General features: G+C 63.6%; 25 protein-coding genes and 1 pseudogene. 18 read left to right on the top strand and 8 right to left on the bottom strand.

The window, feature by feature from the left end; genetic code table 11:
* The first annotated feature begins 382 nt into the window (after positions 1-382).
* Both ACIQ3Q_RS14785 and ACIQ3Q_RS14780 read left to right on the top strand, forming a co-directional pair.
* On the top strand, positions 383-1378 hold the full coding sequence (locus ACIQ3Q_RS14785) for a Bug family tripartite tricarboxylate transporter substrate binding protein (protein WP_396269901.1): 996 nt from the start codon (positions 383-385) through the stop codon (positions 1376-1378).
* A gap of 85 nt (positions 1379-1463) precedes the next feature.
* Positions 1464-3365, top strand: a complete 1902-nt coding sequence (locus ACIQ3Q_RS14780; RefSeq protein WP_396269900.1) for an acyl CoA:acetate/3-ketoacid CoA transferase — start codon at positions 1464-1466, stop codon at positions 3363-3365.
* Between the two features lie 3 nt (positions 3366-3368).
* Here the strand turns inward: ACIQ3Q_RS14780 and ACIQ3Q_RS14775 are convergent, their stop codons facing one another.
* Positions 3369-3887 (bottom strand): Tfp pilus assembly protein FimT/FimU, encoded by a 519-nt coding sequence (locus tag ACIQ3Q_RS14775; protein WP_396269899.1) that lies wholly within the window; start codon positions 3885-3887, stop codon positions 3369-3371.
* Positions 3888-4084: 197 nt separating this feature from the next.
* On the opposite strand from ACIQ3Q_RS14775, the gene ACIQ3Q_RS14770 reads away from it, so the two are divergent.
* The 4 genes from ACIQ3Q_RS14770 to ACIQ3Q_RS14755 all read left to right on the top strand — a co-directional run bounded on the left by ACIQ3Q_RS14770 (position 4085) and on the right by ACIQ3Q_RS14755 (position 7121).
* A complete protein-coding gene (locus tag ACIQ3Q_RS14770; protein ID WP_396269898.1) occupies positions 4085-5533 on the top strand; it encodes a sensor histidine kinase in 1449 nt (482 codons plus the stop codon).
* Entirely contained in the window at positions 5530-6165 is a 636-nt protein-coding gene (locus tag ACIQ3Q_RS14765) for a response regulator transcription factor (RefSeq protein WP_396269897.1), read from the top strand. The genes ACIQ3Q_RS14770 and ACIQ3Q_RS14765 overlap by 4 nt, the downstream gene beginning before the upstream one ends.
* Before the next feature lie 105 nt (positions 6166-6270).
* The gene (locus ACIQ3Q_RS14760; protein ID WP_396269896.1) at positions 6271-6759 is read left to right on the top strand and encodes a heme-binding protein; all 489 of its coding nucleotides are present in this window, start codon (positions 6271-6273) and stop codon (positions 6757-6759) included.
* A gap of 83 nt (positions 6760-6842) precedes the next feature.
* On the top strand, positions 6843-7121 hold the full coding sequence (locus ACIQ3Q_RS14755; RefSeq protein WP_396269895.1) for a hypothetical protein: 279 nt from the start codon (positions 6843-6845) through the stop codon (positions 7119-7121).
* A 26-nt stretch (positions 7122-7147) separates the two neighbouring features.
* On the opposite strand, the gene ACIQ3Q_RS14750 is transcribed toward ACIQ3Q_RS14755, so the two are convergent.
* Both ACIQ3Q_RS14750 and ACIQ3Q_RS14745 read right to left on the bottom strand, forming a co-directional pair.
* The gene (locus ACIQ3Q_RS14750; RefSeq protein ID WP_396269894.1) at positions 7148-7432 is read right to left on the bottom strand and encodes a hypothetical protein; all 285 of its coding nucleotides are present in this window, start codon (positions 7430-7432) and stop codon (positions 7148-7150) included.
* 7 nt (positions 7433-7439) lie between these two features.
* Positions 7440-8471 carry a phosphatase domain-containing protein gene (locus ACIQ3Q_RS14745; protein WP_396269893.1) on the bottom strand — a complete coding sequence of 344 codons (1032 nt, stop codon included), beginning with the start codon at positions 8469-8471 and terminating at the stop codon, positions 7440-7442.
* 106 nt (positions 8472-8577) lie between these two features.
* On the opposite strand from ACIQ3Q_RS14745, the gene ACIQ3Q_RS14740 reads away from it, so the two are divergent.
* From ACIQ3Q_RS14740 to ACIQ3Q_RS14695, 10 genes are all read left to right on the top strand, one after another.
* Entirely contained in the window at positions 8578-9612 is a 1035-nt protein-coding gene (locus ACIQ3Q_RS14740) for a LacI family DNA-binding transcriptional regulator (RefSeq protein ID WP_396269892.1), read from the top strand.
* 172 nt (positions 9613-9784) lie between these two features.
* Positions 9785-11107: an ABC transporter substrate-binding protein gene (locus ACIQ3Q_RS14735; RefSeq protein WP_396269891.1), complete on the top strand. Its 1323-nt coding sequence runs from the start codon at positions 9785-9787 to the stop codon at positions 11105-11107.
* A 15-nt stretch (positions 11108-11122) separates the two neighbouring features.
* A complete protein-coding gene (locus ACIQ3Q_RS14730) occupies positions 11123-12058 on the top strand; it encodes a carbohydrate ABC transporter permease (RefSeq protein WP_396269890.1) in 936 nt (311 codons plus the stop codon).
* 11 nt (positions 12059-12069) lie between these two features.
* Entirely contained in the window at positions 12070-12906 is an 837-nt protein-coding gene (locus ACIQ3Q_RS14725; protein ID WP_396269889.1) for a carbohydrate ABC transporter permease, read from the top strand.
* A gap of 52 nt (positions 12907-12958) precedes the next feature.
* Positions 12959-14326 carry a GH1 family beta-glucosidase gene (locus ACIQ3Q_RS14720; protein WP_396269888.1) on the top strand — a complete coding sequence of 456 codons (1368 nt, stop codon included), beginning with the start codon at positions 12959-12961 and terminating at the stop codon, positions 14324-14326.
* 1 nt (position 14327) lies between these two features.
* On the top strand, positions 14328-15383 hold the full coding sequence (locus ACIQ3Q_RS14715) for an ABC transporter ATP-binding protein (RefSeq protein WP_396269887.1): 1056 nt from the start codon (positions 14328-14330) through the stop codon (positions 15381-15383).
* 1 nt (position 15384) lies between these two features.
* A complete protein-coding gene (locus ACIQ3Q_RS14710) occupies positions 15385-16284 on the top strand; it encodes a family 16 glycosylhydrolase (protein ID WP_396269886.1) in 900 nt (299 codons plus the stop codon).
* Positions 16285-16297: 13 nt separating this feature from the next.
* Positions 16298-17257, top strand: coding sequence for a glycosyl hydrolase family 17 protein (locus tag ACIQ3Q_RS14705; RefSeq protein ID WP_396269885.1), 960 nt, complete (start codon positions 16298-16300; stop codon positions 17255-17257).
* Positions 17250-18188: a glycosyl hydrolase family 17 protein gene (locus tag ACIQ3Q_RS14700; RefSeq protein ID WP_396269884.1), complete on the top strand. Its 939-nt coding sequence runs from the start codon at positions 17250-17252 to the stop codon at positions 18186-18188. Before ACIQ3Q_RS14705 ends, ACIQ3Q_RS14700 begins: the two co-directional genes overlap by 8 nt.
* Before the next feature lie 279 nt (positions 18189-18467).
* Entirely contained in the window at positions 18468-18770 is a 303-nt protein-coding gene (locus ACIQ3Q_RS14695) for an RNA recognition motif domain-containing protein (RefSeq protein WP_396269883.1), read from the top strand.
* A gap of 101 nt (positions 18771-18871) precedes the next feature.
* Here the strand turns inward: ACIQ3Q_RS14695 and ACIQ3Q_RS14690 are convergent, their stop codons facing one another.
* Positions 18872-19594 carry a hypothetical protein gene (locus ACIQ3Q_RS14690; protein ID WP_396269882.1) on the bottom strand — a complete coding sequence of 241 codons (723 nt, stop codon included), beginning with the start codon at positions 19592-19594 and terminating at the stop codon, positions 18872-18874.
* A gap of 146 nt (positions 19595-19740) precedes the next feature.
* Complete coding sequence (locus ACIQ3Q_RS14685; RefSeq protein ID WP_396269881.1) at positions 19741-20232, bottom strand: hypothetical protein; 492 nt, start codon at positions 20230-20232, stop codon at positions 19741-19743.
* 145 nt (positions 20233-20377) lie between these two features.
* Here ACIQ3Q_RS14685 and ACIQ3Q_RS14680 point away from each other — a divergent pair.
* Together ACIQ3Q_RS14680 and ACIQ3Q_RS14675 are read left to right on the top strand one after the other, a co-directional pair.
* Positions 20378-20557, top strand: a pseudogene (locus ACIQ3Q_RS14680) (type II toxin-antitoxin system RelE/ParE family toxin); the annotation flags it as partial.
* Positions 20558-20580: 23 nt separating this feature from the next.
* Positions 20581-20862, top strand: coding sequence for a helix-turn-helix domain-containing protein (locus ACIQ3Q_RS14675; RefSeq protein ID WP_396269880.1), 282 nt, complete (start codon positions 20581-20583; stop codon positions 20860-20862).
* A 33-nt stretch (positions 20863-20895) separates the two neighbouring features.
* Here ACIQ3Q_RS14675 and ACIQ3Q_RS14670 read toward each other — a convergent pair whose 3' ends face one another.
* From ACIQ3Q_RS14670 to ACIQ3Q_RS14660, 3 genes are read right to left on the bottom strand one after another with little or no spacing between them, the layout of a single operon-like run.
* Positions 20896-22236: a glycoside hydrolase family 30 beta sandwich domain-containing protein gene (locus ACIQ3Q_RS14670; RefSeq protein ID WP_396269879.1), complete on the bottom strand. Its 1341-nt coding sequence runs from the start codon at positions 22234-22236 to the stop codon at positions 20896-20898.
* Positions 22237-22291: 55 nt separating this feature from the next.
* Positions 22292-24025, bottom strand: coding sequence for a glycosyl hydrolase family 17 protein (locus ACIQ3Q_RS14665; protein ID WP_396269878.1), 1734 nt, complete (start codon positions 24023-24025; stop codon positions 22292-22294).
* Positions 24026-24036: 11 nt separating this feature from the next.
* Positions 24037-25383 carry a hypothetical protein gene (locus ACIQ3Q_RS14660; RefSeq protein WP_396269877.1) on the bottom strand — a complete coding sequence of 449 codons (1347 nt, stop codon included), beginning with the start codon at positions 25381-25383 and terminating at the stop codon, positions 24037-24039.
* Between the last annotated feature and the right edge of the window lie 193 nt (positions 25384-25576).

Here is a 25576-nt window from a genome sequence, read left to right as displayed (position 1 = left end):
GCGCTGGTCCGCTGATCGGCGGCAGATGAGGGCCTGTTAACACTACGGCAAGGGAACGCGTTGTGAGTCAAAAAGAGCGCAGGCAAGGCGCAAGCCGTAGCCGGGCTATCCGCCCGGCGAGGATTTGCAACGCCGCATGCGCCCTTTTTGGTCACAACCCGGAGGGAAGCGGCGACTTGGGGTGCCCCTCGTCGTTGCAACGCTTGCCCGCACACCAGTGCGGGCGGCGCATTGCGCCTAGAAGGACGCCCCAAGTCGGCGCTTCGCGCCCCTTGCCGTAGTGTTAACAGGCCCAAGCAGTGTCGTGGCAAAGCGGAACCATCATCCGTGCCCGAGGTTGGGATGACTCTGCTCCTTCTTGGTCGTGTTGAAGGAGACCTCTGTGTCCAAACAACAATCCGGCGCCCCGCAGCGCCGTCAAGTTCTTGCCCTTGGGGCCGCCATGGCCTTGCTTCCAGCCACCAGCGTGCGCGCTCAAGGCTGGCCCGCCAAGCCCTTGACCATGGTGGTGCCATGGCCGCCCGGCGGCCCTTCCGACATCGCCGCTCGGCCCTTGGCCAAAGGCCTGCAAGAGGTGCTGGGCCAGACCGTGGTGGTCGAGAACAAAGCCGGTGCCGGTGGCAACCTGGGCACGGCCGGTGTGGTGCAGGCGGCGGCTGACGGCCACACGCTGTTGGTTACCTCCAGCGCGCCCATCGTCATCAACCCCAGCCTCTACAAGAAGATGGCCTTTGATCCGGCCAAGGACCTGATCCCTGTCACGAATGTGATGCGCATGCCCTTGGTGCTGGTAACCCACCCCGGCCTAGGCGTGAACGATGTGGCAGCACTGATGGCGCAGATCCGCAGCAAGCCCGACGGCATGGTCATCGCCAACTCGGGCAATGGCACGCCGCAGCACCTGACGGCTGAGCTGTTCATGGACGCGGCCAAGCTCAAGCTCACCCACGTGCCCTACAAAGGCTCGGCCCCTGCCATTGCCGACCTGCTGGCCGGCCACGTGCCCATGATGTTCGACAGCCTCGCGGCCATCATGCCGCACATCAAGTCGGGCAAGGTCAAGCCCTTGGCGGTCACCGCCTCCAAGCGTTCACCCTTGATGCCCAACGTGCCCACCATGGCCGAAGCCGGCGTGCAGGGCGTCGAGTCCTACGCCTGGTACGGCTGCTTTGTGAAGGCAGGCACCCCGCCTGCGGTGGTGGAGCAGCTCAACGCAGCAGCCATCAAGGTCATGAAGGCGCCCGAGTTCCAAAAGGTGCTGGCCGACACCGGCTCTGATTACGTAGGCGACACGCCGGCCAACTTTGCGCAGTTCGTCAAGGCGGAAGCGGTGAAGTGGGACCGCTTGGTTAAGCTCAGCGGCGCGACCATTGAGTAGGGAATCTCAGGGGCGCTGAGCCCCCGTCATTGCGCTACAACAGCTTCAGCACAGGCGCCCCTGAGCGCCTGCTGGAGACACACCCATGCGCAACAAAATCACCACGGCCGAAGAAGCCGTGGCCGTCGTCCACGCGGGCGACACGCTCGCCACCTCGGGCTTTGTTGGCATCGGCACGCCCGACTGCCTTTTGCAGGCCCTGGCCCAGCGCTTCCACAAAACCGGCACCCCGCGCGACCTGACCTTGCTGTTTGCGGCAGGCCAAGGCGATGGCGCCGAGCAAGGCTTGAACCGCCTAGGCCAACCTGGCCTGTTGAAGAAAGTGATTGGCGGCCATTGGGGTCTGATTCCGCGCCTGGGGGCATTGGCCCTGGCCGGTGAGATCGAGGCCTGGAACCTGCCGCAGGGGTGCATCTCACAGCTCTACCGCGACATTGCAGCGTGCAAGCCCGGCACCTTCTCCAAGGTGGGCTTGGGCACCTTTGTGGACCCGCGCCAAGAAGGAGGCCGCATCAACGCCCGCAGCACCGACGAGCGCGTGCGCCTGATGCATATCGACGGCGAAGAGTGGTTGTTCTACCCCGCCATGCCCATTCACGTCGCCTTTGTGCGAGGCACCACAGCCGATGCCCACGGCAACATCACCATGGAGCGCGAGGCGCTGACGCTGGACAACCTGGCCATGGCCATGGCGGCGCACAACTCGGGCGGCGTCGTCATTGCCCAGGTCGAGCGCATTGCCAAGACGGGCTCGCTGGACCCGCGCCAAGTTCGCATCCCAGGCACCTTGGTGGACTGCGTGGTGGTCAGCACCCCCGAGACCCACCGCCAGACCTATGCCACGGCCTACTCGCCTGCGTTCTCGGCCGAGATCCAGGTGCCGCTGGACCACCTGCCCACCCTGCCGCTGGACGAGCGCAAGCTGATTGCCCGCCGCTGCGCACTGGAGCTGCCAGTGGACGGCGTGGTCAACCTAGGCATTGGCATGCCCGAGGGTGTATCCAGCGTGGCCAACGAAGAAGGCGTGCTGGACCTCATCACCTTGACGGCAGAGCCCGGCGTCATCGGCGGCGTGCCGGCTGGGGGCCTGAATTTTGGTGCGGCCTACAACGTCGAGGCCGTGATCGACCAGAACCAACAGTTCGACTTCTACGACGGCGGCGGGCTGGACCTGGCCGTGCTGGGCATGGCCGAGTGCGATGCGCAGGGCAATATCAACGTCAGCCGTTTTGGCTCACGCTTGGCCGGGGCCGGGGGCTTCATCAACATCTCACAAAACGCGCGCCAAGTCGTCTTTGCCGGGACCTTCACCGCCGGTGGGCTGAAGGTGGCTGTGGAAGGCGGCCAGTTGCAGATCCTGCGCGAAGGCCGGGAGCGCAAGTTCAAGAAAGCCGTGCAGCAGATCACCTTTGCCGGCCAGCGTGCGGCAGAGCGCGGCCAGCCTGTGCATTACGTGACCGAGCGCTGCGTCTTCGAGCTGACCGTGGGCGGCCTGCGCCTGACCGAAGTGGCGCCGGGCGTCAACATAGAGCGTGACATCCTGGCCCAGATGGACTTTGCCCCCTTGGTGGACGAACCCCGTCTGATGGACGCCAGCATCTTCAGCCCCGGCCCCATGGGCTTGCACCACATGCTGATGAGCCTGCGGCTGGACGGGCGCCTGCACCTGGACGTGCAGCGCCACCTGCTGTTCCTGGACTTTCAGCACCTGCGCGTGCGCACGCTGGACGACGTGGCGCAGATCCGCGCCGCCGTCAGCGCCCACTGCGAAGCCGTGGTCCAGCACGATGGCCAGCGCGTGGGCGTGATCGTCAACTACGACGGTTTTGCGCTGGACGATGACGTGGCCGAAGCCTATGCCGCCATGGTGGCCGACCTGGAAGCCCGCTACTACAGCCGTGTCTCCCGCTATGCCGGGGGCGCCTACCGCCGCATGCGGCTCAGCCGCGCCTTGACCCGCATCGTGGATGGGCACCCGCAGGGCTGAGCGTCAGCAACCCGTGGTGACAGTGACGATCTGTGGCCCCGTGCCCAAAGTGGCCGTTTCCGTATAGCGCACCAGACAGGCCGTTGGGGTCGTCGAGCCAATCAGACGAAACTCAGCGACAGCAGTGTTCACTTCATGCACGGTGAAGCCCGAGACAGTGACCCAATCTTTGATGCCCTGGAAGTCATTCGGCCGGGTTTGTCCGGTCGGCCACCCGAAATAGGTAGCGCCGTTGACACCAGATGGCGCGACGAATTTGGTTCCGCTGAACGCGACGTAGCAACCTGCGATCAGCAAGCACTTGTAATAGGCCATTCGCGCAGCGCCGGTGATCTCCGCAGACGTCCTTGCCACCACGGCCAATCGTGCGTCGCGCTGAAAGTCACTGAACTTGGGGAGGGCTGTGGCTGACAAGGCACCCAGGATCACGATCACGCAGATCAACTCGATCAAGGTGAAGCCATGCACCCGGCGCGGGCGGCTGCCTAGGCGCTGACGAGGCGGTGCTGAAGAACCGAGCATGGATCGAAGGGCTTGATGTCTGAGTCTGTTCGGTCAACGGCTGGCGCTACCGACCGAGTGAGAGGGGTCTGAGTCGACTGGATATCGGCCAAAGTGGGTGAAAGCTGAAGCCTTGGCTCACGCTGTCCGCACAGCAGGCCTTGCCCACGATCACCTTTGCTGTGTGCCAGTGCAGGCTGAGCCGCTACCATCCACCCATGACATGGTTTGAGCGCAATCACGGCAAGTGGCTGGCGGCCTGGCTGCTGGGCACGGCGCTGGCCGCCGTGGCCCTGGCCCAATGGCGGCTGGGTGAGCTGCGCGACGCCTTTGAGCTGGACGCCCGCATTGCCCACCGACTGCTCAGCCAGCGCCTGGCCCAGCATGACGCGGTGCTCGTCACCCTGACGCTTTACCCCGCACCCGCGGATGCACCGGGCGCTGACGCCACCTTGCGCCAGCTCTACCCGCAGCTTCTTCAAGTGCTGCGCCAGCCAGCGGATGGCCCCTGGCCGGCGGCTGAGTGGGCTGCGGCCGAAGCCCGCTCTCGGCAAACCGCCCTGGCCCAAGTGCTGCCCGTGCCCGGCTCACCCGGACGCTATGGCCTGCTGCGGGCCGGGCCGCAAACGGCGGTGGCCTTGCTGATCGATCTGCAAGCCACCGTGCCCTGGGCCGAGTGGCCGCTGCCGCGTGACAGCAGCCCCGTGGCCGTGACGGTGCTGCGGGACGATCAAGCCTGGGTGGTGCAGCCCGGCCGCACCAGCCCCGGCGGCTGGCGCTTTGAGGTGCGCAAGCCCTTGGCCTCCGAGAGCCAAGCCTTTGGCCTGAGCCTGCAGCGCCAAGTGAGCTGGGCCGAGCTGCCTTGGCTGGCCATCTTGGCCGCTTGCGTGGGCTGGGCTGGCCTGCTGGCGCTGTGGCGCCAATGGCGCACCCAGCGCGAACAAAAGGCCCGCGCCGAAGAGCTGCTGCGCTTGGGCCAGGTTTCGCGCCTGAATGCCCTGGGCGAGCTGGCAGCGGGCCTGGCCCATGAGCTGAACCAGCCACTCACTGCCATCGTGGCCAACACCCAGGCGGCCAGCCGCTTGTTGGATGAGGAGGGCGATGCCGCCGACGCCAGCGCGGCCCGCCAAGCCATGGCTCAAGCCGTGAGCCAGGCCCACCGTGCCGCCGAGGTGGTGGCCCGCTTGCGCCGCACCGTGGCCCGGCCCGAGGCCAGCGACCGCGTGTCACTGGACCTGGCCCAAGCCGTGCAGCGCACGGTGCACCTCTTGGCGCCGGAGCTGGCGCAGGCCGAGGTTCAGGTGCAGCAAGACCTGCCGGCCCTGCAGGTGCAGGCAGAGCCGGTGGCGCTGGAGCAGGTCATCCACAACCTGCTGATGAATGCGGTTCAGGCCTTGGCCCAAGTGCCCGCGCCAGAGCGCCGCTTAGAGATCAAGCTGCACGCGGACGGCCCCTGGGCCGTGCTGCGCCTCATAGACAGCGGCCCTGGCTTTAGCGAGGACACCCGCCGCCGTCTCTTCGAGCCCTTCTTCACCACCAAGCCCGAAGGCATGGGCCTGGGCCTGAGCCTGCGCGAGACCCTGCTGACCCGGCTCGACGGCCGCATCGAGGCCAGCCACCACACGCCACGCGGCGCGGTGTTCACCATCTACTTGCCCCTGCCATGAGCGCGCCCCTGTCCCCGCTGATCCACCTCATTGACGACGACCAGGCCGTGCGCGAGAGCCTCTCCTTGCTCATCTCCACCGTTGGCCTGCGGGTGCAGGCCTGGGCTGAGCCCCTGGCCTTTTTGCGGGACTTTGAGCGCGACGCCATCGGCGCCATCGTGCTGGACGTGCGCATGCCCGGCCTCAGCGGTTTGACCGTGCTGGACCAGCTCGTGGCCCAAGGGGTGGACCAGCCCATCATCATGCTCACCGGCCACGGCACGGTGGAAATGTGCCGCCGCGCCTTCAAGGCCGGGGCGGCCGAGTTCTTGGAAAAGCCCGTCAATGACGAGGCCCTGCTCGAAGCCCTGCACAACGCTGTGCGCCAGCACGTGCGCTCGCGCGAGCGCCTGCAAGACGACCGCGTGGCCCGCGCCCGCTATGCCCAGCTCTCCGAGCGCGAGCGCGAGGTGCTGGGTCTGATCGTCGAAGGCCTGACCAACAAAGAAATGGGCCGCGCGCTGGGGGTCTCACCCCGCACCGTGGAGACCCACCGCGCCAACCTCTTCGCCAAGCTGGAGGCCAGCTCGCTGGCCCAGCTCATCCGCCACTATGCGGTGCTGGTGGAAGACGAGGGCAGCGCCGCTCCGTAGTTTTACGGAAGCCCGCGCGTCACCGCACGGATGGTGGTCAAACCGCATGGTTTTTACAGTGAAGGCCGGTGTGTTGCACACCCCTTATTCACTTCGGAGAAGACCATGAACAAAGCCCTCGCTTCCCTCACTTTGGCCTTGCTGGCCAGCGGCGCTGCCCAAGCCCAAGCCGTGCGCACTGAGCGCAATATGTCCTTAGAGCTGGCCAGCCAAATCGCCAGCCAGGCCGTGGCCGCCTGCGCGGCCAATGGCTATGCCGTCACCGCCACGGTGGTGGACCGCGCGGGTGGCGTGCGCGCCGTACACCGCGCCGACAACGCCGGCCCCCACACCCTGGCCGCCAGCCACGACAAAGCCTTCACCTCGGCCTCGGCCAAGAACAACACCCTGGCCATGATGGACGGCGCACAGAAGAACCCCGCCGCCGCCAACCTGGTGCACATCCCCGGCTTCCTGCTGCTGGGCGGCGGTGTGCCTGTGCGCGTGGGCACCGAAGTCATCGGCGCTGTGGGTGTGGGTGGCGCGCCCGGTGGCCACTTGGACGAGCAGTGCGCGGTGGCGGCGCTGGACAAGGTCAAGGACTTGCTGAAGTAAGGTGAGCAAGCCACTCCCTGATCATGCGTTGTTAAGGTGGCAGGTCAGCTGAAGAAGCGGGTAGCGCTGCTGTGGGTGGATTGGTGGCTAAGCTCAAAGAAGAGCTAAGCCGGCTCGGCAAGCAAGAAGCCCTCGAAGACCTGCGCCAACAGCCCAGCGACGCCGACACTCAAGCGGCATTGCGCAGCCAATTGGTCAAGGCCATGAGGGCCGACCCTTCACTCGCGGACAAGTTGCAGGCTTGGCTGGAGGAGGCTAAGCCGCAGGCCGCAGCACTTGGCATTCAGCAAAGCGTGCAAGTGCAGGGCAACGACAACAAGGTGGCGCAGGTGGCTGGGTCGGGTAACTCGGTGAACTTTTGAGCGGCGTTTGCGGCCATGCAGCGTTTCTAGGCCCGGTAGGTGTTCGCCACCAGGGCGAGGCAGCCACAGCACACCAAGACCGCGAACCCTAAAGGCAGGATGAACAGCAGCGGCGCACCCCTGCTCGGAGATTGCTGACCACGACGGTAATGCTTGTTTGCCTTGAAGGCCAGGATCAGGCCGATGGCGGGGAAGAGCACGATCGGCAGGATCAAGAAAAGGGTGGGCACGGCCAGTGCGCTGCAGGCCACTGACGCAATGGCATAGCGCCATGCTTTGGCCTGATGATCGTGCTGGGAACTGAGCTTCATTTGGCACTCACTGCTTCAACAACTCCGCTACATCCTGCTGCCCCGCAAAGCGCTCGCGCTTGGGGTCTGGGTGGACGCGGCGGATCCAGATGCTGGCGACCTGTTGGGGAAACTGCTTCTGGATCTCGGCATAGACCTCGGGGTCGCGCTCGCCGTCGTCACCAACCAGGATGAACTTGACCTCTGGCAGGCTCTTCATGATCTGCTGGATGCGGGCCATTTTGTAGGCCTGCTGGTCACGCAGCGGGTCGGGGCTGTCGCTGCTGACTTCTTTGAGCATCAGCACGCCGCGTGGGAATTGGTGCTTGGTCAGAAAGCGCCGCACGCTGTCGGTGAGCTGCTTGGGCGAGCCCGACACAAAGAACAAGGGCGTGGCTATCGGGCTGGGGTTCTGGTGCGTTAAGCGGCCATACAAGGCGGCCATGCCGGGCACGGCTTGGCGGGCTTCTGGCGGCACGGTCAGGCTGTTCTTCAGCAGCTTGACGGTGCTGGGCACTTGGCTGACCAAAATGGTGTCGTCAATGTCCGAGATGATTCCCATCCGGTTGCGTGGCTCATGCACCCAGAGGCCTGCGGGGCTGCTGGCGGTGGGGGTGATGATCTCGTGCCAGCCGGGTTTCAGGCTCAGCGCCTGGCTGCTTTGCAGCAGCCAATAACCGTTGCTGTCGCTGCGGGTGGCCCAGCTCAGCTCGCCCACCTTCCAGCTCACTTCGCCTGCGGCGCTGTCTGCGGCCAGCACTCGGGCGCTACGGTAGAGCGTGCTCAGGCGCCCAGCATCGGCGGCGGCGGGCTGGTGCTTGTCTTCTGTCAGGCGGCCAGAGAAGCGATAGCCTAGGGCCGTGGCCCAGGCGTCGTCCACAATGTTTTGGCCAGCGGCCTGGGCCATGCTGGCTGTGGTGGCTGCCAGCAGCAGCGCCATGACACGGCGCCCCATCGTTTTGGACAGGGCACGGGCTGGCTTTGGCTGCCTCAGCGCTGCGGTGGGGAGGTTCAGGGGGCCACAGGCGGTGGCCAGTCGGCGATGCAAGGCGGCGCTCATGCAGAGGGTCGAATTGAAGAGGCGGCCACTGTACCCGAGGGCTGGCCCCAGGGCGAAAGCGCTCCCAGGGCGCTTTACACTTGGCGGTGAGCAAAAAAACCAGTCCATGAGCAGCGCCCCCTCCAAGACCAAGAGCAAGCCTGGCCCCGTTACCATCGAGATGGTGGCCGAGGCGGCAGGGGTGTCGCTCAGCACGGTGTCGCGCATCCTCAATGGCACAGCGGTGGTCAGTGCGGCCAAGAAGCAGGCGGTGGATGAAGCCATTGCCGCCCTGGGCTTTGTGCCCAACCCCATGGCCCGGGGCTTGGCGGGGGGGCGCACCCTGAGCATTGGCGTGGTCACCCAGGCCATGGACAGCCCGTTTTATGGCGCGGCCCTGCGGGGTATTGAAGATGAGTTAGACAGCGTGGGCTACAGCCCGCTGTTTGTGAGCGGCCACTGGGATGCCAAGGCTGAGGCACGGTGCATTGAAGTACTGCGCTCGCGCCGGGTGGACGGCATCATCGTGCTGACGGGCCGCATTGCCGACAGCGCACTCAAGGCCACGGCCAAGCAATTGCCCTTGGTGGTGGTGGGGCGGCAGCTCAAGGCGCCCAATCTGTTTTGCATGCACTTCGACAACTTCGAAGGCGGCCGCTTGGCTACGCAGCACCTCACCGACTTGGGGCACCGCCGCATTGCCTTCATCTCTGGCCACCCCGAGCACCCGGATGCGCAAGACCGCTTCAAAGGCTACAAGGCCGGCCTAGAGGCCGCAGGCATTGCCTTTGACCCCGCGTTGGTGGTGCCAGGCGAATACCACGAGGTGAGCGGTGTGCTGGCGGTGGAGCAGTTGCTGGCCTCGCGCCAGCAGTTCACCGCCATCTTTTGCGCCAATGACCAAATGGCCTTGGGCGCGGCCCTGGCCCTGCACCGCCGCTCGCTGCGCGTGCCTGACGATGTCTCGCTGGTCGGCTTTGACGACCTGGCCAGCTCCATGTACACCATTCCGCCGCTCAGCACGGTGCATCAACCGGCCTATGAATTGGGCCGCATGGCCTCGCAGGCCGTGCTGCAGCTTTTGTCCGGCCAAACGCCCACACTGGTCTTGCCCGCCCCCCGGCTGATCGTGCGGGAGTCCAGCCGGCGCCGCCCCGGCTGATTGCCTCCCTGCATCATCCCCAGGAGGGTGGCTTCGCCTTGGGGTGCGACTGCACGGTCTGAGGCTTCGCACCGACGCAGCCTCCACAACCCTGATTGACATTCCGGAGTGGCTGCGACTATAGTTTTGAAAGCGCTTTCAAAAACGACAACGCACAGCAACGGAGACAGGTATGAATGTGGGCAAGTCAGGGCAAGGCCCTGCCAGAAAGGTGGGCCGACGAAGGCTGGCCGCTGGGTTGTGCGGGGCAGTGGGCTTGGGCTTCTTGCTTGGCCCCACGGGGGCTATGGCCCAGGCTGCCGCACCGGCGCGCACCACTTTGGTGGTGGCCGCTTATCCGGCGGTCGATGAGATTGTGCGCAAAGCACTGCCAGCCTGGCAGCAACGCCACCCCGCAGTGGACGTCAAAGTGGTCAGCCGGGCCTTTGCCGACCACCATACGGCCATGACCACCGCGCTGTCCACGGCGTTTTACCTGCCCGATGTGATGGCCCTGGAGGTGGGCTATGTGGGGCGCTTTGCCCAAGGTGGCGGCCTGGAAGACCTGCGCGAGCCGGCTTATGACATCAACCGCTTTCGCCAGCGTTGGGTGCCTTATGCCTTGGCGCAGGCTACGTCCCGCAAAGGCCGCATCGTGGCTGTGCCCTCAGACATTGGCCCGGGCACCATGTTGTATCGCCAGGACATTCTCAGCAAAGCCGGATTGACCGAAGCGGACCTGACCGGCACCTGGGAGGGCTATGTGCAGTCTGGCGTGCAGATCAAGGCGCGCACGGGGGCCTATCTGATGGCCCATGCGCGCGACCTCAAGGACATTCTGATCCGTGTCGGCATTGCTCAGGGCGATGGCCTCTACTTTGATGCCAACAACAAAGTGCTGGTCAACTCACCGCGCTTTGTGCGGGCCTTTGAGCTGGCCCGTACGGTGCGCCAAAACAAGCTGGATGCTCGCGTGGGCACCTGGTCTAACGAGTGGTCTGAGGGATTCAAGCGCGGCACCTTGGCAACCCAGATCTCCGGAGCTTGGCTAGCGGGTCACCTGAACAATTGGTTGGCCCCCGCCACCAAAGGCTTGTGGCGCGCGGCCCCCTTGCCGCAGGGCGCGTTCGCGGCCTATGGCGGCACCTTCTTTGCTATCGCCCGGGGCGCACCGGCTGCCAACAAGGCGCTGGCTTGGGACTTGATTCAGCACCTGACGCTGCAACGTGATCAGCAGTTGGCCGCCTTCAAGGCGCATGACGCCTTTCCGGCCTTGACCGAGGCCTTGAACGACCCGTTTTTTGAAGAACCGCTGCCGTTCCTGGGTGGCCAAAAGGCTCGCTTGCAGTGGCGCGACGCCACCCAGCGCATCACCGCCGTCAGCGTGCACAAGCAAGATGCTTTTGCCGACGAGGTGATCAATACCGAACTCGACAAGGTGCTGGACCAAGGCAAAGACATTGCCACCGCCTTGGCCGACGCCGAGCGCCTGCTGCAACGCCGCGCCAACCGCTGAGAGCCTGCCATCGTCATGAAATTTCCTGCAGCACTTCGCCTCTCGCCTCGCTGGGCGCCTTATGTCTTTATCAGCCCGTTTCTGATCCTGTTTGGCATCTTTGGCCTGTTTCCGCTCTTGTTCTCGCTGGCCCTGGCCTTCCAAACCTGGGAGCCGACCAGTGGCTTAGCGGCTATGGAGTTTGTAGGCCTGGATAACTTCATCTTTGCGCTGCAAGACGAATGGTTCTGGAAATCCCTGCGCAACACCGGCTGGCTGGCGGTGGCCTCCGGCGTGCCCCAGCATTTGGTGGCCATTCCGCTGGCGGTGTTCATTCATAACGCCTTCAAGCGCAGTCGCAATGCGGTGGTCGGGGCTTACTTTCTGCCCTACATCACCTCCACGGTGGCCATTGCCATCTTGTTCAGCTCCTTGTTCTCGACGGACTATGGCCTGATCAATCAAGCGCTGTTGTCTTTGGGCAAAGTGCCAGGCTTGGGGTGGCTGATGCCCGACGCGCCGATTGATTGGATGGGCCGGGCCGAGAACATCAAACCCGCTGTCTCCATGATCGTGTTTTGGCGCTATGTGGGTTTCAACGTGGTGCTCTACTTGGCGGCACTGCAGACCATTCCGGCGGACCTGTACGAAGCCGCCACCATGGACGGTGCGGGCAAGTGGCAGCAGTTTTGGAGCATCACCTTGCCCAGCCTGCGCCCCATGATCTTCTTTGGCGTCACGCTCAGCGTGATCGGCGGCCTGCAGTTGTATGAAGAGCCCTTCATCCTGACCCAAGGCCGCGGGGGCTCCGACCAAGCCGGCATGACCACCGCCATCTACCTCTACCGCATGGCGTTTGACTTCAACGACTTCGGTGCCGCCAGTGCCATGAGCTGGTTGCTGTTCATCGTGGTGGTGGCGCTCACCTGGGCCACCAACCGCGCCTTCCGCCCTCGTGGCTCTGCCGAATGAGGGCCCAAGCCATGCACACCCTTTCTGCTCCCTCGCGAACCGCTCCGTGGATGGCCTACGCCCTGGTGGGCGTGGGCGCGCTCATCATGCTGGCGCCGTTCTACTTCATGTTTGTCTTCGCCACGCACTCGCGCGAAGAGATCTTCAGCCTGCCGCCACCCGTGTTCTTCGGCGACGACTTTTTGCTCAACCTGAAGATCCTGACCGAGCGCATTCCGTTTTGGCAAAACTTGGGGTGGAGCCTTTATGTGGCCCTGGCCAACACGGCCTTGACGCTGCTGTTCTGCTCTATGGCGGGCTATGCCTTTGCGATGTTCGAGTTCCGCTTCAAGAAGGCCTTGTTTGGTTTGGTGATGGCCACCATGCTGCTGCCCTCCTTCATGAACATGATCCCCACCTTCATGATCATGGACGTGCTGGGTTGGATCGACCAGCCCCGCGCGCTCTACCTGCCCGGTGCGGCCAGCGCTTTTGGCATCTTTTTGATGCGCCAGTTCGTGGCCAGCTCGGTGCCCAAAGACCTGATAGAGGCAGCCCGCATGGACGGGTGCGGCGAGATGTCCATCTACGCACGCATCGTGCTGCCCTTGCTCAAACCCGCCATGGGCACGCTGGGGCTGATCACCTTCATTGCCTCCTGGAACAACTTCATCGGCCCGCTGATCGTGATGCGCTCGCCCGAGATGTTCACCTTGCCGCTGGCGCTGCGCAGCCTGCAAAGCCCGGTGGACACCGAATGGGGCGCGCTGATGACCGGCTCGGCCATTGCCACCATTCCCTTGTTGATTCTGTTTGCGCTGTCATCTCGGCAGCTGATCTCTGGTTTGACCTCGGGCGCGGTCAAGTGAGCCGCTGCTCTTCTTCTTCCCCTTTAGATGCTTTCACGGCTTTCGTCCGCCCATGAACACTGCCCTGTTTCTCGATCAAGCCCACCACTTTCACAAGGAGTTTGTGTGGGGCGTGGCCACCAGCGCCTTTCAAATTGAAGGTGCGTCTCGGACGGACGGCAAAGGTCTGTCCATCTGGGATACCTTTTGCGAAGTGCCGGGCGCCATTGCCGATGGCTCCAACGGTGACGTGGCCTGCGAGCACTACCAACGCTGGCAGAGCGACCTGGACATCGTGGCCAACTTAGGGGTCAGTGCCTACCGCTTCAGCGTGAGCTGGCCCCGCGTGCGCCCCGGTGGCAGTGGCGAATGGAACAGCAAAGGGCTGGACTTCTACGAGCGCTTGGTCGATGGCCTGCTGCAGCGCGGCGTGGCCCCCTACCTCACCTTGAACCACTGGGACTTGCCGCAAGAGTTGCAAGACCAAGGCGGTTGGGCTAACCGCGACACCGTGCACCGCTTTGTGGAGTACGCTCTGGGCTTGCACCAGCGCTTGGGTGACCGCGTGGCATCCATCGCGACCCACAACGAGCCCTGGGTCATGGCCATGCTGGGCCACGAGATTGGCAACTTCGCCCCGGGCATCAAGAGCCGGGCGGTCGCGGCACAGGTCTCGCACCATCTCTTGCTCAGTCACGGCTTGGCCGTGCAGGCCTTGCGGGCCGAGGGCTGCAAAGCCGAACTGGGCATTGTGTTGAATCTCTCGCCCACCCAATCGGCCACCGATTCACCTGAAGACCTGGCCCGCACAGTGTTGGAAGACGGCCGTTTGGTGCGCTGGTACATGGACCCGCTGTTCAAAGGCAGCTACCCCAGCGATGTGATGGATTTTCTGGGCGATGACGCTCCGAAGATCCACGCGGGGGACTTGGAGGCGATTCAAACTCCTCTCGACTTCTTGGGCGTGAACTACTACACCCGCTCGGTGATCAGCGCGGCTGGGCACTGGGATGTCAAGCAAAGTGGGCTGGAGCTGAGCGACATGGGCTGGGAAATCTATCCCGAGGGCCTGACCCAGTTGTTGGTGCGGCTGCATCAAGACTATGCCTTGCCACCCATGTTCGTCACAGAAAACGGCGGTGCGTTCAAAGACGAACTGGACAACGGCCGGGTCCACGACCTACCCCGCGTCAAGTACATCAAAGAGCACATTGGTGCGGTGGCCGAGGCCATGCGTCAGGGCGTCAAGATGGGGGGTTACATGGTGTGGAGCCTGCTGGACAACTTCGAGTGGGCCTCGGGCTACGAGAAGCGTTTCGGCATCGTCTATGTGGACTACGCCACCCAGCAAAGAACCCTCAAAGACAGTGCGCTCTGGTATCGCAATTTCTTGCAGCGACAAAAAGCATCCAGCCTGATGGCTGTGAGCACAGGAGACTGATGTGGGACAGGTTCAACTCAGAGGCATTCGCAAGAGCTATGGTGACGTTGACGTCATCAAGGGCATAGACCTTGAAGTGCGCGACGGTGAGTTCATGGTCTTTGTGGGGCCTTCGGGCTGCGGCAAGTCCACCACCTTGCGCATGATTGCGGGCCTGGAAGACATCACCGGCGGTGACTTGCTGATTGACGGCCAGCGTGCCAACGACCTGCGCCCGGCCGACCGCGGCGCGGCCATGGTGTTCCAGAGCTATGCCCTCTACCCGCACATGACCGTGGAAGAGAACATGGGCTTTGCGCTGAAGATGGCTGGCGTCAGCAAGGCGGAACGAGCCCAACAGGTGGGTCGGGCAGCCGAGGTGTTGCGCATCACCGACTTGCTCAAGCGCCTGCCCAAAGAGCTGTCGGGCGGACAGCGCCAACGCGTGGCCATTGGCCGGGCCATTGTGCGCAAGCCCAAGGTGTTCTTGTTTGACGAGCCTCTCTCCAACCTCGACGCTGCGCTGCGCGTGAACATGCGCATCGAGCTGAGCCGCCTGCATAAAGAGCTGGGCACCACCATGATCTACGTCACCCACGACCAGGTGGAAGCCATGACCATGGGCGACCGGATCGCCGTCTTCAACAAAGGCCATATCGAGCAACTGGGCGCACCGCTGGAGCTTTACAACCAGCCGGCCAATGAGTTTGTGGCGGGCTTCTTGGGCGCACCACGCATCAACACGGTGGATCGCCCGGCCGCCGCAGGCCCTGAGGCCCACCGAGCGCTGTGGGGTGCCTTGGCCCAGGACGCGCCGATAGAGGTGCAACGCGTGGGCCTGCGCCCAGAGCATCTGCATGTGGTGGGGCAGGGCGAGGGCATCCCGGCGCGGGTGGAGCTGGCCGAACACCTGGGCGATGTGTCCATCTTGCATTTGCGCGTCGACGGCGCCCAGCACTTGCTGAGCGCCAAGGTGGCGGCAGGCCAGACGCAGATCGACACCGGCCACGTGGTGGGCTTGCGCCCCGATGCCCGCTGGGCCATGCGCTTTGACGCGAACGCTAGGCGAGTCGCTTGAGATGAGTGCGCGCCGCAAAAAGGGCTGGCGGCTGGTCTGGGCCGACGAGTTTGAGGGCGACCAGCTCGACCTCAGCAAATGGGACTACGACCTGGGCAATGGCTTTTATGACTACCGCGTGCACCAATGGGTACCCGGCTGGGGCAATGAAGAGCTGCAGTACTACACCGACAGCCCGCGCAATGTCAGCGTGGCGAAGAGCTGCCTGACGATCAGCGCCCGCAAAGAGCCGCTGCATGGCTGCGGCTATACCTCCGGCCGCCTCAAAACCCGGCGGCGCGATGGCACACCGCTGTTCAACACCCTCTATGGGCGTGTCGAGTTCAAAGCCAAGGTGCCCTGGGGCAAAGGCCTGTGGCCGGCCTTGTGGATGCTGCCTCAAGACGACCGTTATGGCGGCTGGGCCGCCTCGGGCGAGATCGACCTGATGGAGATCGTGGGCGACAAGCCCCACGAGGTCCTCAACAGCCTGCACTTTGGCTCCAGCTTCCCGAAGCGCTCGCTCATCACCAAGGGCTACACCCTGCCGGGCGGCAGCACGGTGGCCGACTGGCATGTCTACGCGGTGGAGTGGCAGCCCGGCGAGATCCGCTTTTATGTGGACGATGTGCTGGTGTCCACCTACGACCACTGGTGGAGTTGCAGCAAGACCGACGCCCAAGGCGGCCGTGAGCCCAAGCGCGCCAGTGAGCTGAACCCGTGGCCCGCCCCCTTTGACCAGCCCTTCTACCTCGTCATGAATGTGGCGGTGGGCGGCAACTTCCCCGGCCTGCCCAACGCCGACACGGTGTTCCCCGCCGAGTTGGTGGTGGACTACGTGCGGGTCTACGAGAAAACCGGCGGCTGGGGCGAGACCCTGCCGCGTGGCCGGGGCCAGATGCCCTGGCAAACAAAAACTTAATCCGGAACCTTCGATGTCCAGACCTTTGAATCCCAGCCGACTTGAGCGGCTGGAGGCAGGCGCACGCCTGTCTGAACGCCACAGCGGTGCCCAGCACCCACAAGAGGCCTTGCTGCCGACGGTGGAGCGGTGGCTGCCCGAAGCACGCTCTGCTTTGAAGCGCCGCTTTGATGAGATCTTGGCGCAGGGCGTGCACGGCCTGTGCTTCAGCCCTTACCTGGAAGGCCAGGCGCCTGGCACCGAGGTGGGCGAGGCGCAGATCCGCGCGCGCTTGCAGCCCTTGGTGGGCCGCTGCCGCTGGGTCCGCAGCTTTTCTTGCACTGAGGGCCACCAGCACACGCCGCGCATCGCCCATGAGTTGGGCCTTAAAACCTTGGTGGGCGCTTGGCTGGGCACCGATGCCGACATCAATGAGCGCGAGATTCAGGCCGTGATCGAGCTGGCCCGTGCCGGCCATGCCGACATCGTGGCGGTGGGCAATGAGGTGCTGCTGCGCGAAGATTTGACTGAGGACCAATTGCTGGCCGCGATCGAGCGCGTCAAGCAGGCCCTGCCCGGCATTCCGGTCGGCTATGTCGATGCCTACTACCTGTTTGAGCTGCACCCGCGCATCACCGCCGCCTGTGATGTGGTGCTGGCCAACTGCTACCCCTTCTGGGAAGGCGTGCCGCGCGAGGGCGCGCTGGCCTATATGCAAAGCATGTTCCAACGCACCCAAGCAGCGGCGGGTGATAAGCCGGTGATCATCAGCGAGACGGGCTGGCCCGACCAAGGCAGCGCCTTCTGGGGCGCGCAGCCCTCCACCGAGGGCGCGATGGCCTATTTTGTGGACACCATGGGCTGGGCTCAGCAAGCGGGCATCGAGGTGTTTTATTTCTCGGCCTATGACGAAGCCTGGAAGGTGGGCGCCGAGGGCGATGTCGGCGCCTACTGGGGCTTGTGGGACAAAGAGGGGAGTGCCAAGTTTGACTAAAGCCAGCTTGAGCCTGCCCCAAGGCAATGCCATTTGCTACTCGGGCTATCGGGCGGGGCAGAGCCCCGGCGAGCAGATCTTCCCCAGCCGTGAGGAGATCCTCGAAGACCTGCTGATCTTGCAGAAGAACTGGTCGCTGCTGCGGCTCTATGACTGCAGCCTGCATGCCGAGCGGGTGCTTGAAGTCATTGAGACAGAGCAACTGCCCTTCAAGGTCTTGCTCGGCGCCTACTTGGCGGCCGAGCTGAATAACTTTGGCTGCCCCTGGGGCGGCACCTACACCGAAGAACAACTGGCGCTCAACCGCGCTGAAAACGCGGCCGAGCTGCAGCGCCTGATCCGCTTGGCCCAGCGCTATGAGCCACTGGTCTTTGCCGTGGCCGTGGGCAACGAATGCACAGTGGAATGGTCGGATCACATCGTGGCCGTGCCGCAGATGGTGGCCTATGTGCAGCAGGTCAAGCAGGCCATCCGCCAGCCCATCACCTTTTGCGAAAACTACGTGCCCTGGGTCACCAAGCTGGCACCGCTGGTCGAGGTGCTGGACTTCATCTCCGTGCACACCTACCCGGTCTGGGAGTACAAGCGCATCGACGAAGCCATCACCTACACCCGAGATAACGTTGAAAGTGTGGCGCGCTGCTATCCCGACAAGCCAGTGATCATCACCGAAGCCGGTTGGGCCACCCACACCAATGGCCGGGGCATGCCGCTGGAGCAGGCGTCTGAGTCGCTGCAAGAGGTCTATTACCGGGCGTTGATGAGCTGGTCCCAAGAGGCCAAGCTGCTGACCTTTGTCTTCGAGGCCTTTGACGAACCCTGGAAGGGCTCTCCCGACCCTATGGAGCCCGAGAAGCACTGGGGCTTGTTCACGGTCGACCGGCAGCCCAAGCTGGTCATGCAGGGCTTGTTTGGCACGCCAGCCCGCTGAAAGCCCTGAATTGCGGGTTCTTTCTTACTCTGGGTAATAAAAGAATAGCTAAATATTCTGTTTGGCCATAAACTGCGCCCCAGCAAGCCGTGGCACTGTGCCGCGCGCGCTACCTCACCGGTAGCCGTCTCCGAACTCTCACCTCGGGATGTCTGTGAGGCTCGGCAAGGTTCGTCCTGCTTTGAGTCTCCATCTCTGCGGGTTGATGTCTCCTAATCCGTTTTCCTAGGCGCAGCCGCCTCTGTGTGGTGGGCTGTGCTTGTCTTGAAAGGCTCCATCATGAGCAGCAAACTTTATGTGGGCAACTTGCCCTACTCCGTCAACGACGCCAGCCTGCATCAGAACTTTTCTGAATACGGCACCGTGACCTCCGCACGCGTCATGACCGACCGCGACGACGGCCGCTCCAAGGGCTTCGGCTTTGTGGAAATGGGCTCGCCCGCTGAGGCACAAGCCGCCATCACCGGCCTGCACGGTCACACCGTGGACGGCCGTGCCCTGGTGGTCAACGTGGCCCGTCCCAAGGAAGACCGTGGCACGGGCGGCGGCGGTGGCGGTGGTGGCTATCGCCCCCGTTACTGATCCCAGCGCTTGAGGTCTTGCGACCTCAAGCCCTTGGCGATGAGCAAGAGCCGACCCGGGTGGTCGGCTTTTTTGTTTCTGGTGGGCTTGCGGTGGGCCTATCAGTCGTCCCAGTGGGTAATCACGGCTTCGGGCCAGAGTTGCTCGCTGACCTTGCTGCAGTACTGCCACTGCAGGCCCAGGCGGCGGGCGATTTTGAGCAAGGTGGTGGTGTAGCGGTCGATCATGAATTCGTTGTACACCTTGCCTCCGCCGCCCCAGAGGTCGGGGTTGCGCCTGCGGCGCGAGGCCGTCCAGGCGGCTTCGGCCTCAGGCAGCAGGCTGTCGAGCTTGGCCGCGTCGCGCTGAATGACGGCGGCCCACAGGTCAAAGTACACCAGGTTGACCTTGGCCCAGGCGTATTGTTTGCGGATCACCGGTGCGGCCTCTTCCCACACCGCCATGTCGCCCTCCCAAGCGGCGTAGTGCAGCTTGGCTTCGGCAGCGAAGGGGCTGTAGTCGTTGTTGCTCACAGCACTTTGCAGCGTCACGTACGGGTTGTCGAAGTGACGCTTGAAGCTCAGCCATTCTTGGTGCAGACCCGCCAGCACCAAGCACTGCTGCACTTGGGGGAAGCGCGCCGCACAAAACGTACCCTCCTGCTCGCCCGGTATGTAGTGCTCAGCATCCCGCTGGCGCACCTCCAGGGATTCTTCAAAGGCCTGCACCACCAGGCGCACGCCACGCCAATGGGCCAGCCCGGCGGGTATGTCGCCAAAGGTGCGTACGGCGAGTGCACCTGCCTCTAAGTAAGCGGCGGCCTTTTGGTCTATGTACAAACCCATGGCCAGCTTGTAACGCTCGGCCCACACCGATGTCGCATAACCTTTGAGGAAAGGTTCGTTTCGCTCAAATCGCCCATGGGTGCCTTCCCAAAAGGCAGCTAGGTCACGATCTTTGACATCTGTCATATGCAATGCATTCTTGGTGCTTATGTTTTGAACGAACCAGGAGTGGACGATTGGGTGAGGAAGGACGGGAACTTCCAGTCGATCTTGACGGCCTTCATGGCGCTGATCGCTGACGACGATGGCCCCGTGAAATTCAACTGGTAGAACAGGTCTCGCCCGCCCAAGAAGGCAAAGCTGCCCAACTCATCCTTGCCCAGCGCCGCAAAGGCGTCAGCAGCGGCGGCCCTGGCTTGTGGAGTCAGCGTTGCCCAATTTGTCGCCTGCTCTAGGCGTCTTCCCACGTAGTCCAAGCCACCCTGGCGCATGCCCTGTGTGTCCTTGCTCAGTGCTCCCAACGAAATGGCCCCGCCCTTGGCCTCCACCACCGCGTTGGTGATGGTCTTGCCGTAGGCGTCGGTGTAGCCCTTGGGGGTTTTGAACAGCAGGTCCACGCCGTGGCCGCTGGCATTTTGCAGCACCACGTCCACCAGCTCAAAACCTTGGTTCTTGGCATGCAGAATTGCGCCCAGCATGCCCCCCGCGCTCGGCGTTGGAGGTGGCGGACACCGCACGCATGACGTTCGTCTTGGCCAAGTCAGCAATCTCCCGCTCGGGGATGCCGTGGCTCAGGGTCTCGCCCGGCTTGTTCATTTATACAAATAATTGTATATTTCGCGGATGGTCCACACCAAGCCTATCGAGTTCCTAGGGAATTCATTGGATGATCTTCGCGCCTTCCCGCTGTCGGCAAAGCGCGAGGCGGGTCATCAGCTCGATCAGGTTCAGAACGGTCAAGAACCGGACGACTGGAAGCCCATGAACTCGGTGGGCCAGGGTGTGAAGGAGATTCGGATTCGGGGCTTGTTAAAGGAGCTAGGCGCATGAGCAAGCAACGATTTGCCAGTGTCTGGGATGCCATCGAGGACACCCCGGAAGAAGCGGAAAACATGAAGCTGCGGTCCATCTTGCTGACGGCGCTGAAGAATCACCTCATCCGCACCGAGATGAGCCAAGCGCAGGCCGCCAAACTCCTCGGGGTGACTCAGCCACGCGTCTCTGACCTGATGCGCGGCAAGATCAACTTGTTTGGCCTCGACGCTTTGGTCAATATGGCGACCGCTGCTGGGCTTCAGATCGAGATGCGAGTCCTCGAAAGCGCCTGAGTATCTGGCGCTCACTGCTTCGCTCCTTGGGGCTCACCAGCAATAGGTGGCGATAGAGCGGGCTGGCAACTCCGTCTCGGCCCATCCCAGCTCGCTGCCCAGGGCAAAGGGCAGAGCCTCTTCGCTGCGGTTCATGACCACCAGCACCATGCTGTCGTCCGGGTTGCGAAAGGCAATGGACTCCAGGCGTTCGCGCGAGGCGGCGCACAGCACGCGCTGAGCGCCGGGCTGCACAAAGCGGCTGAAGTGGCCGATGTAGGCGTAGGAGTTGTGGCGGATCAGCTGGCCCGTCGCACGGTCGGCCATCAGCGGGGAGCTGCACAGATTGCCGACATGGTTGGGCCCGCCTTCTTCATTGAGCAGCAGGTTCCAATCGATCCAGCCTTCGGTCCAGCGGTTCATGTCTTCGATCATGGACTTGGCATAGCGCTCACCCAGCGCCCATGAGCCATGATGCGGCCCGCCTTCTTGGCAGCCCTCGGTAAACAACAGGTGCTTGTCGGGCCAGGCGTCGTGCACCAGTTGCACATGGTGGAAGTGGTCTTCGCCGTACCAGTGAAAGCCGCAGCCCCACACAAAGCGGGCGGCGGCTGGGTCGCGCAGGATGATGCTGGCTCGCTCCACCATGCGGTCGCGGTTGTGGTCCCACACCACGATGCGCACATGGCCCAGGCCTGCGGCCTCCAAAGCCGGGCCTAAGTGGTCGCGCACAAAGTCGCGCTCTTGTGCGGCGCTGTAGAGGCAAGAGTCCCAGCGCTGCAGCGCCTCGGGCTCGTTTTGCACCGTCACGCCCCAGATGGGCACGCCGTGCGCGGCATAGGCCTGGATGAAGCGCACATAGCACTGGGCCCAGGCAGCGCGGCAGTCTTCTCGCAGCTCACCGCCAAGGTTCATGGCGCCGGTGGTTTTCATCCAGGCGGGCGGGCTCCAGGGGGAAGCCAGCAGGGTGATCTCACGCCCCTCGGCGCGGGCCACGGCCTGGGCGGCTTTGATCATGGGCAGCAGGGCTTGCTCGTCGCGGGCAATGCTGAAGCTGTTCAGGGCAAAGTCGTCGGTCTGCTCCACATGCGCATAGTTGCCCAGCGCAAAGTCACAGCTGTTCATGTGCACGCGGCACAGGGTGTAGCCGTGGCCGCCTTGGCGGCTGAAACAGGCGGTCATGAACTCGCGCTGTTGTTCAGGCGGCAGGGCCTGCCAGGTCACGGCGGCCGCTTCTGTGAAGGCCGCGCCAAAGCCCAACACGGTTTGAAAGCGCCGGCTGGCATCGACCCACACCGTGGGCAGGCCGTGCGGTGCTGCGTCGGCCAGGGGCAGCGCGGTTTGGGGGCTGAGGGTCGCCGCCTGACCTTGGGCGGTGAGCGTCGGGTGGATCATGGGCGTGTCAAAGAAAAAGGGGCCGAAGCCCCTGAGTGTGGGTGTGGGCTGACGCTCACTTAGACCAGTAGATCTTGTCGATGTAGATCTTGGTGGTGGCCCCCGCGCCATTGCCGGTGACCGAGTAGCGGTCTGCAATCACGAAGGGGTTGGTGACCTTGGTCAGGTCCAGCTTGGACTTGGCCGGGTCCGTCATGCCAAAGGCCATGGCACCGCGCGGGGTGATGGCGCTCAGCGGGATGGAGACCTCGTGCCACTGGCCGTCGTTCATATAGCCATACTCGCCGCTGCTGATGGGCAGGTAGACGTCGTAGGCGCTGCCGCCGCCGGTGGTGCCCGTCAAGAAGCCCACTTCCAGCTTGCCGGCATAAGTGGTCTTGATGCTGAAGTTCAGGCGGCCTGCGGTGGCAAAGTTGCTTAGGTTTTCAGCGGTGGTGGGCAGGCCCAGGGCTAGGCCCCAACCCCAAACTTGTGGGATGGGCGTGATCTCAATGCTCTTGCTGCCGTCGCCAGGGGCGGCGCTGGTGCTGACTTCTGGATAGGCGGCGGTGCTGCCGTTCTCCCAGGCGTTGAACACGCCGATTTCTGCCGGCTTGGCTTCGCCCGCGGTGGCCACTTCCGAATACAGGGTGTAGCGGTTGGCGGTGACGGGGCCGCTGTTGATCGGCGGGATGTAGTAGAGCGCATCTGCGGCGGTGTAATTGCCCGGCTCCCACAGGCTTTGCGGGTAGAGGCTCTGCACCACATAGCGGGCTTGGCGGTTCACATTGAACAGGCCCCACTTGTCGTCGCCTTGCTTCCAGGGCTCATCAAAGGCTTCGAAGTAGAAGATGTTCTTGGGGCCAGAGGCCTCGGCCTTCCAGGCTGTCAGGCGGTCGAAGTACATCTTCTGGTTGACGGGGTGGGCGCGCGAGGTCTCGCCACCGGCGGGAATGGCCTTCCAGCCGGTTTCACCAATCACGATGGGCATATTGGTCAAGGCGCGGCCATCCAAGTAAGTGCGCACGGCGCTGTACTCTTTCTTGGCTGAGGCAATGGCCGCATCCATCATGGCGGCGGCACGGCTGGCGGCCGGCACGCTGCTTTGCTGCCAGTCCCACAGGTCGGGCGAGAAGATGGTGTCCAGCAGCGGGTAGGTGTGCACGGCGGCGAAGTCCACCACGTCGGTGATGATCTTGGGGGCCGAGGCCCAGAAGGCCCAGTTGTCGTCGGTGGTGACGGGCTGGGTGATCTGGTTGCGCACGGTGCTGATGTAGCCTGCCATGGTCTCCGGCGCGATCTTGTTGAAGGACCAGCTCACCATGGTTTCATTGCCCACGCTCACCGCCAGCACGATGTCGGGGTAGGCGTTGGCCAGCGCCACGCCGCGTGCCATTTCGGCTTGCGAGAAGGCCTCATTGCCGCTGGCCACATAGATGCCCAGCATCATCTTCATGTCGAGCTTGCGTTCTTTGATGACCTGAAGCGTGGCCTTGGCCACGGCATCCGAGCTGTCAAAAATCCGAATCAGCGTGAAGCCGCCTTGCGCCAACAACTCCAAATCTTGTTGGATGTTGGCTTTGGTGACGACTTCGGTGTCGCGGTTGCTGGTGCGGTAGGGCGAGTAGTTGACCGCTTTGCGGCTGAAGAACTCGGGGCTCAGGCTGCGGGCTTGCACGGTTTGCGCTGGCACTTGGCCACCGCCGCCGCAGGCCACCAGCAGGGCGGTCATCAGCAACGCAATCAGGCCGGCGGCCAGCGCACGGGTGCGCCCAAGCAAGCCGGTGAAGAAGAGGGAAGGGGTGCTCATGATGGTGTGTCTCAGAAGGTGAACACGGCGCCTGCGCCGAACCAGTTGCCCGAGGTGGTCACACGCGGGTCCACATTGGTGAAAGCCGCGTTGCTGGGCATGGACAGAGGGCCTTGGCCCAGGCGGCTGTACTTGACCATGCCTGCCATGCCGTAGACCTGCAAGCCATTGCGGAAGTCGTAGTTCAGGCCCACGGTGTTGATGAGCGCGCTATTGCTTTGGCCGCGCTCGCTGGGGTTGCGGGTGCTGGCTTCACCCAGGTAGACCAGTCCCGTGGAGGCTGTCCAATCGCCCAGGCGGTAGCGCACGCCGCCGCTGAAGTCGGTGGAGGAGGCGGCATAACCGGGGTTGGCCACGCCGTTCAGTGTGCCGTTCCAGTGCACATTGAACATCTCGTTCCACTGGGCGGGGGGGCCTGGCTGGGTGATCACGGCATAGGCGCCGCTCCAGCGGTTGCGGCGCACACCGCCCAAGACTTCCCACTTGCTGTCCACCTGATAGCGCGCCATCAGCATGGCAATGCTCTGGCCAGAGCCGCCCAGCTTGCTGTCATCGGCCGAGAAGGGGGTTAGGCCGGTGAAGGGGCCGTGGCCCCAAGAGGAGGGCGTGCCGTTGCGGGTGTCTTGATACATCCCGTCCAGCACCAGGTCGCCCTTCACGTACTGGGCATACAGCTCCACAAAGCGGGGTTTGTTGATCTTGAAGCCGCCGTTGCCTTCGTCGTAAGTGGCTTCCAACACCAGGTCACCGCCCACCACATCAAAGGGGCGGCTCGTCACCCGCAATGCGCGCATCAGCAGGCCATAGCCGGCGCCGCTGGATGCCCAGGCGTCGCTGACGCCGATCTGGGTGCCGTATGGGTAGTCGGCCATGCTCCAAGCGCGGGTGGGCATGGCACCAAAGCGCACGCTGCCCCAGTCTTCATGGCTGAGCGCAATGTTCTTCTCGTACCAAAAACCCTTGATGTCCGTCTTGCCATCGCGCCAGCGTTGGCTGAGCAGGGTTTGCAGCTTGAAGCCTTTGCCCAGGTCGAACTTGCTGCCCAAATAGGGCTGCAGCAGCGTGACATGGGTTTCGCGGGTTTTGTACTCGGCGCCGGGCACCAGCTCGTCCGCCCAGAGGCGTTGGCGGTTCTCTTCGGGGAAGCGCTGGCAGTCGTCGCATTGATTGGAACCGCGCTGAACTTCGACTTTGGCAAAGCCGGTCAGCGTGAAGGGCCCCCAGTCCACCGCTTGCGCCATAGGGCTGCACAGCAGCAGCACCGCAGCGCACAGCGGGCTGAGGGCAGAAGACAAAGGTGCAGCCCGCCGCTGCGGTGCAGGCTGGCGGCGCAAGGGGTAAGGCACGGTGGAAGACATGGTGAGAGCCTGATGTGGAGGGCCCGCAGGGGCGGAAGCTTTCAAGGTGAACTCGAAATGTTGAAAGCGCTTTCACGCCATTATGAAGAAACGCCGCGCAGGGTCAATCCAAAGTGGCTCGGGTTTTCCCGGGAGTTCTGGTGGTGCGCAGCAAAATCGCCACAGCTTTACCGATAAAAACGCTTGCGTTCGA

The sequence above is a fragment of the Ideonella sp. genome (assembly GCF_044358605.1).
In the GTDB taxonomy this organism is placed as follows: Bacteria; Pseudomonadota; Gammaproteobacteria; order Burkholderiales; family Burkholderiaceae_C; genus Ideonella.
This window is presented reverse-complemented; position numbering and strand designations above follow the sequence as displayed.

Bases quoted from the DNA above. Each gene is read 5' to 3' on its own strand.
- ACIQ3Q_RS14780 (WP_396269900.1), top strand. From the start codon at position 1,464: ATGCGCAACAAAATCACCACGGCCGAAGAAGCCGTGGCCGTCGTCCAC.
- ACIQ3Q_RS14775 (WP_396269899.1), bottom strand. From the start codon at position 3,887: ATGCTCGGTTCTTCAGCACCGCCTCGTCAGCGCCTAGGCAGCCGCCCG.
- ACIQ3Q_RS14770 (WP_396269898.1), top strand. From the start codon at position 4,085: ATGACATGGTTTGAGCGCAATCACGGCAAGTGGCTGGCGGCCTGGCTG.
- ACIQ3Q_RS14765 (WP_396269897.1), top strand. From the start codon at position 5,530: ATGAGCGCGCCCCTGTCCCCGCTGATCCACCTCATTGACGACGACCAG.
- ACIQ3Q_RS14760 (WP_396269896.1), top strand. From the start codon at position 6,271: ATGAACAAAGCCCTCGCTTCCCTCACTTTGGCCTTGCTGGCCAGCGGC.
- ACIQ3Q_RS14750 (WP_396269894.1), bottom strand. From the start codon at position 7,432: ATGAAGCTCAGTTCCCAGCACGATCATCAGGCCAAAGCATGGCGCTAT.
- ACIQ3Q_RS14745 (WP_396269893.1), bottom strand. From the start codon at position 8,471: ATGAGCGCCGCCTTGCATCGCCGACTGGCCACCGCCTGTGGCCCCCTG.
- ACIQ3Q_RS14740 (WP_396269892.1), top strand. From the start codon at position 8,578: ATGAGCAGCGCCCCCTCCAAGACCAAGAGCAAGCCTGGCCCCGTTACC.
- ACIQ3Q_RS14735 (WP_396269891.1), top strand. From the start codon at position 9,785: ATGAATGTGGGCAAGTCAGGGCAAGGCCCTGCCAGAAAGGTGGGCCGA.
- ACIQ3Q_RS14730 (WP_396269890.1), top strand. From the start codon at position 11,123: ATGAAATTTCCTGCAGCACTTCGCCTCTCGCCTCGCTGGGCGCCTTAT.
- ACIQ3Q_RS14725 (WP_396269889.1), top strand. From the start codon at position 12,070: ATGCACACCCTTTCTGCTCCCTCGCGAACCGCTCCGTGGATGGCCTAC.
- ACIQ3Q_RS14720 (WP_396269888.1), top strand. From the start codon at position 12,959: ATGAACACTGCCCTGTTTCTCGATCAAGCCCACCACTTTCACAAGGAG.
- ACIQ3Q_RS14710 (WP_396269886.1), top strand. From the start codon at position 15,385: ATGAGTGCGCGCCGCAAAAAGGGCTGGCGGCTGGTCTGGGCCGACGAG.
- ACIQ3Q_RS14705 (WP_396269885.1), top strand. From the start codon at position 16,298: ATGTCCAGACCTTTGAATCCCAGCCGACTTGAGCGGCTGGAGGCAGGC.
- ACIQ3Q_RS14695 (WP_396269883.1), top strand. From the start codon at position 18,468: ATGAGCAGCAAACTTTATGTGGGCAACTTGCCCTACTCCGTCAACGAC.
- ACIQ3Q_RS14690 (WP_396269882.1), bottom strand. From the start codon at position 19,594: ATGGGTTTGTACATAGACCAAAAGGCCGCCGCTTACTTAGAGGCAGGT.
- ACIQ3Q_RS14685 (WP_396269881.1), bottom strand. From the start codon at position 20,232: ATGCTGGGCGCAATTCTGCATGCCAAGAACCAAGGTTTTGAGCTGGTG.
- ACIQ3Q_RS14675 (WP_396269880.1), top strand. From the start codon at position 20,581: ATGAGCAAGCAACGATTTGCCAGTGTCTGGGATGCCATCGAGGACACC.
- ACIQ3Q_RS14670 (WP_396269879.1), bottom strand. From the start codon at position 22,236: ATGATCCACCCGACGCTCACCGCCCAAGGTCAGGCGGCGACCCTCAGC.
- ACIQ3Q_RS14665 (WP_396269878.1), bottom strand. From the start codon at position 24,025: ATGAGCACCCCTTCCCTCTTCTTCACCGGCTTGCTTGGGCGCACCCGT.
- ACIQ3Q_RS14660 (WP_396269877.1), bottom strand. From the start codon at position 25,383: ATGTCTTCCACCGTGCCTTACCCCTTGCGCCGCCAGCCTGCACCGCAG.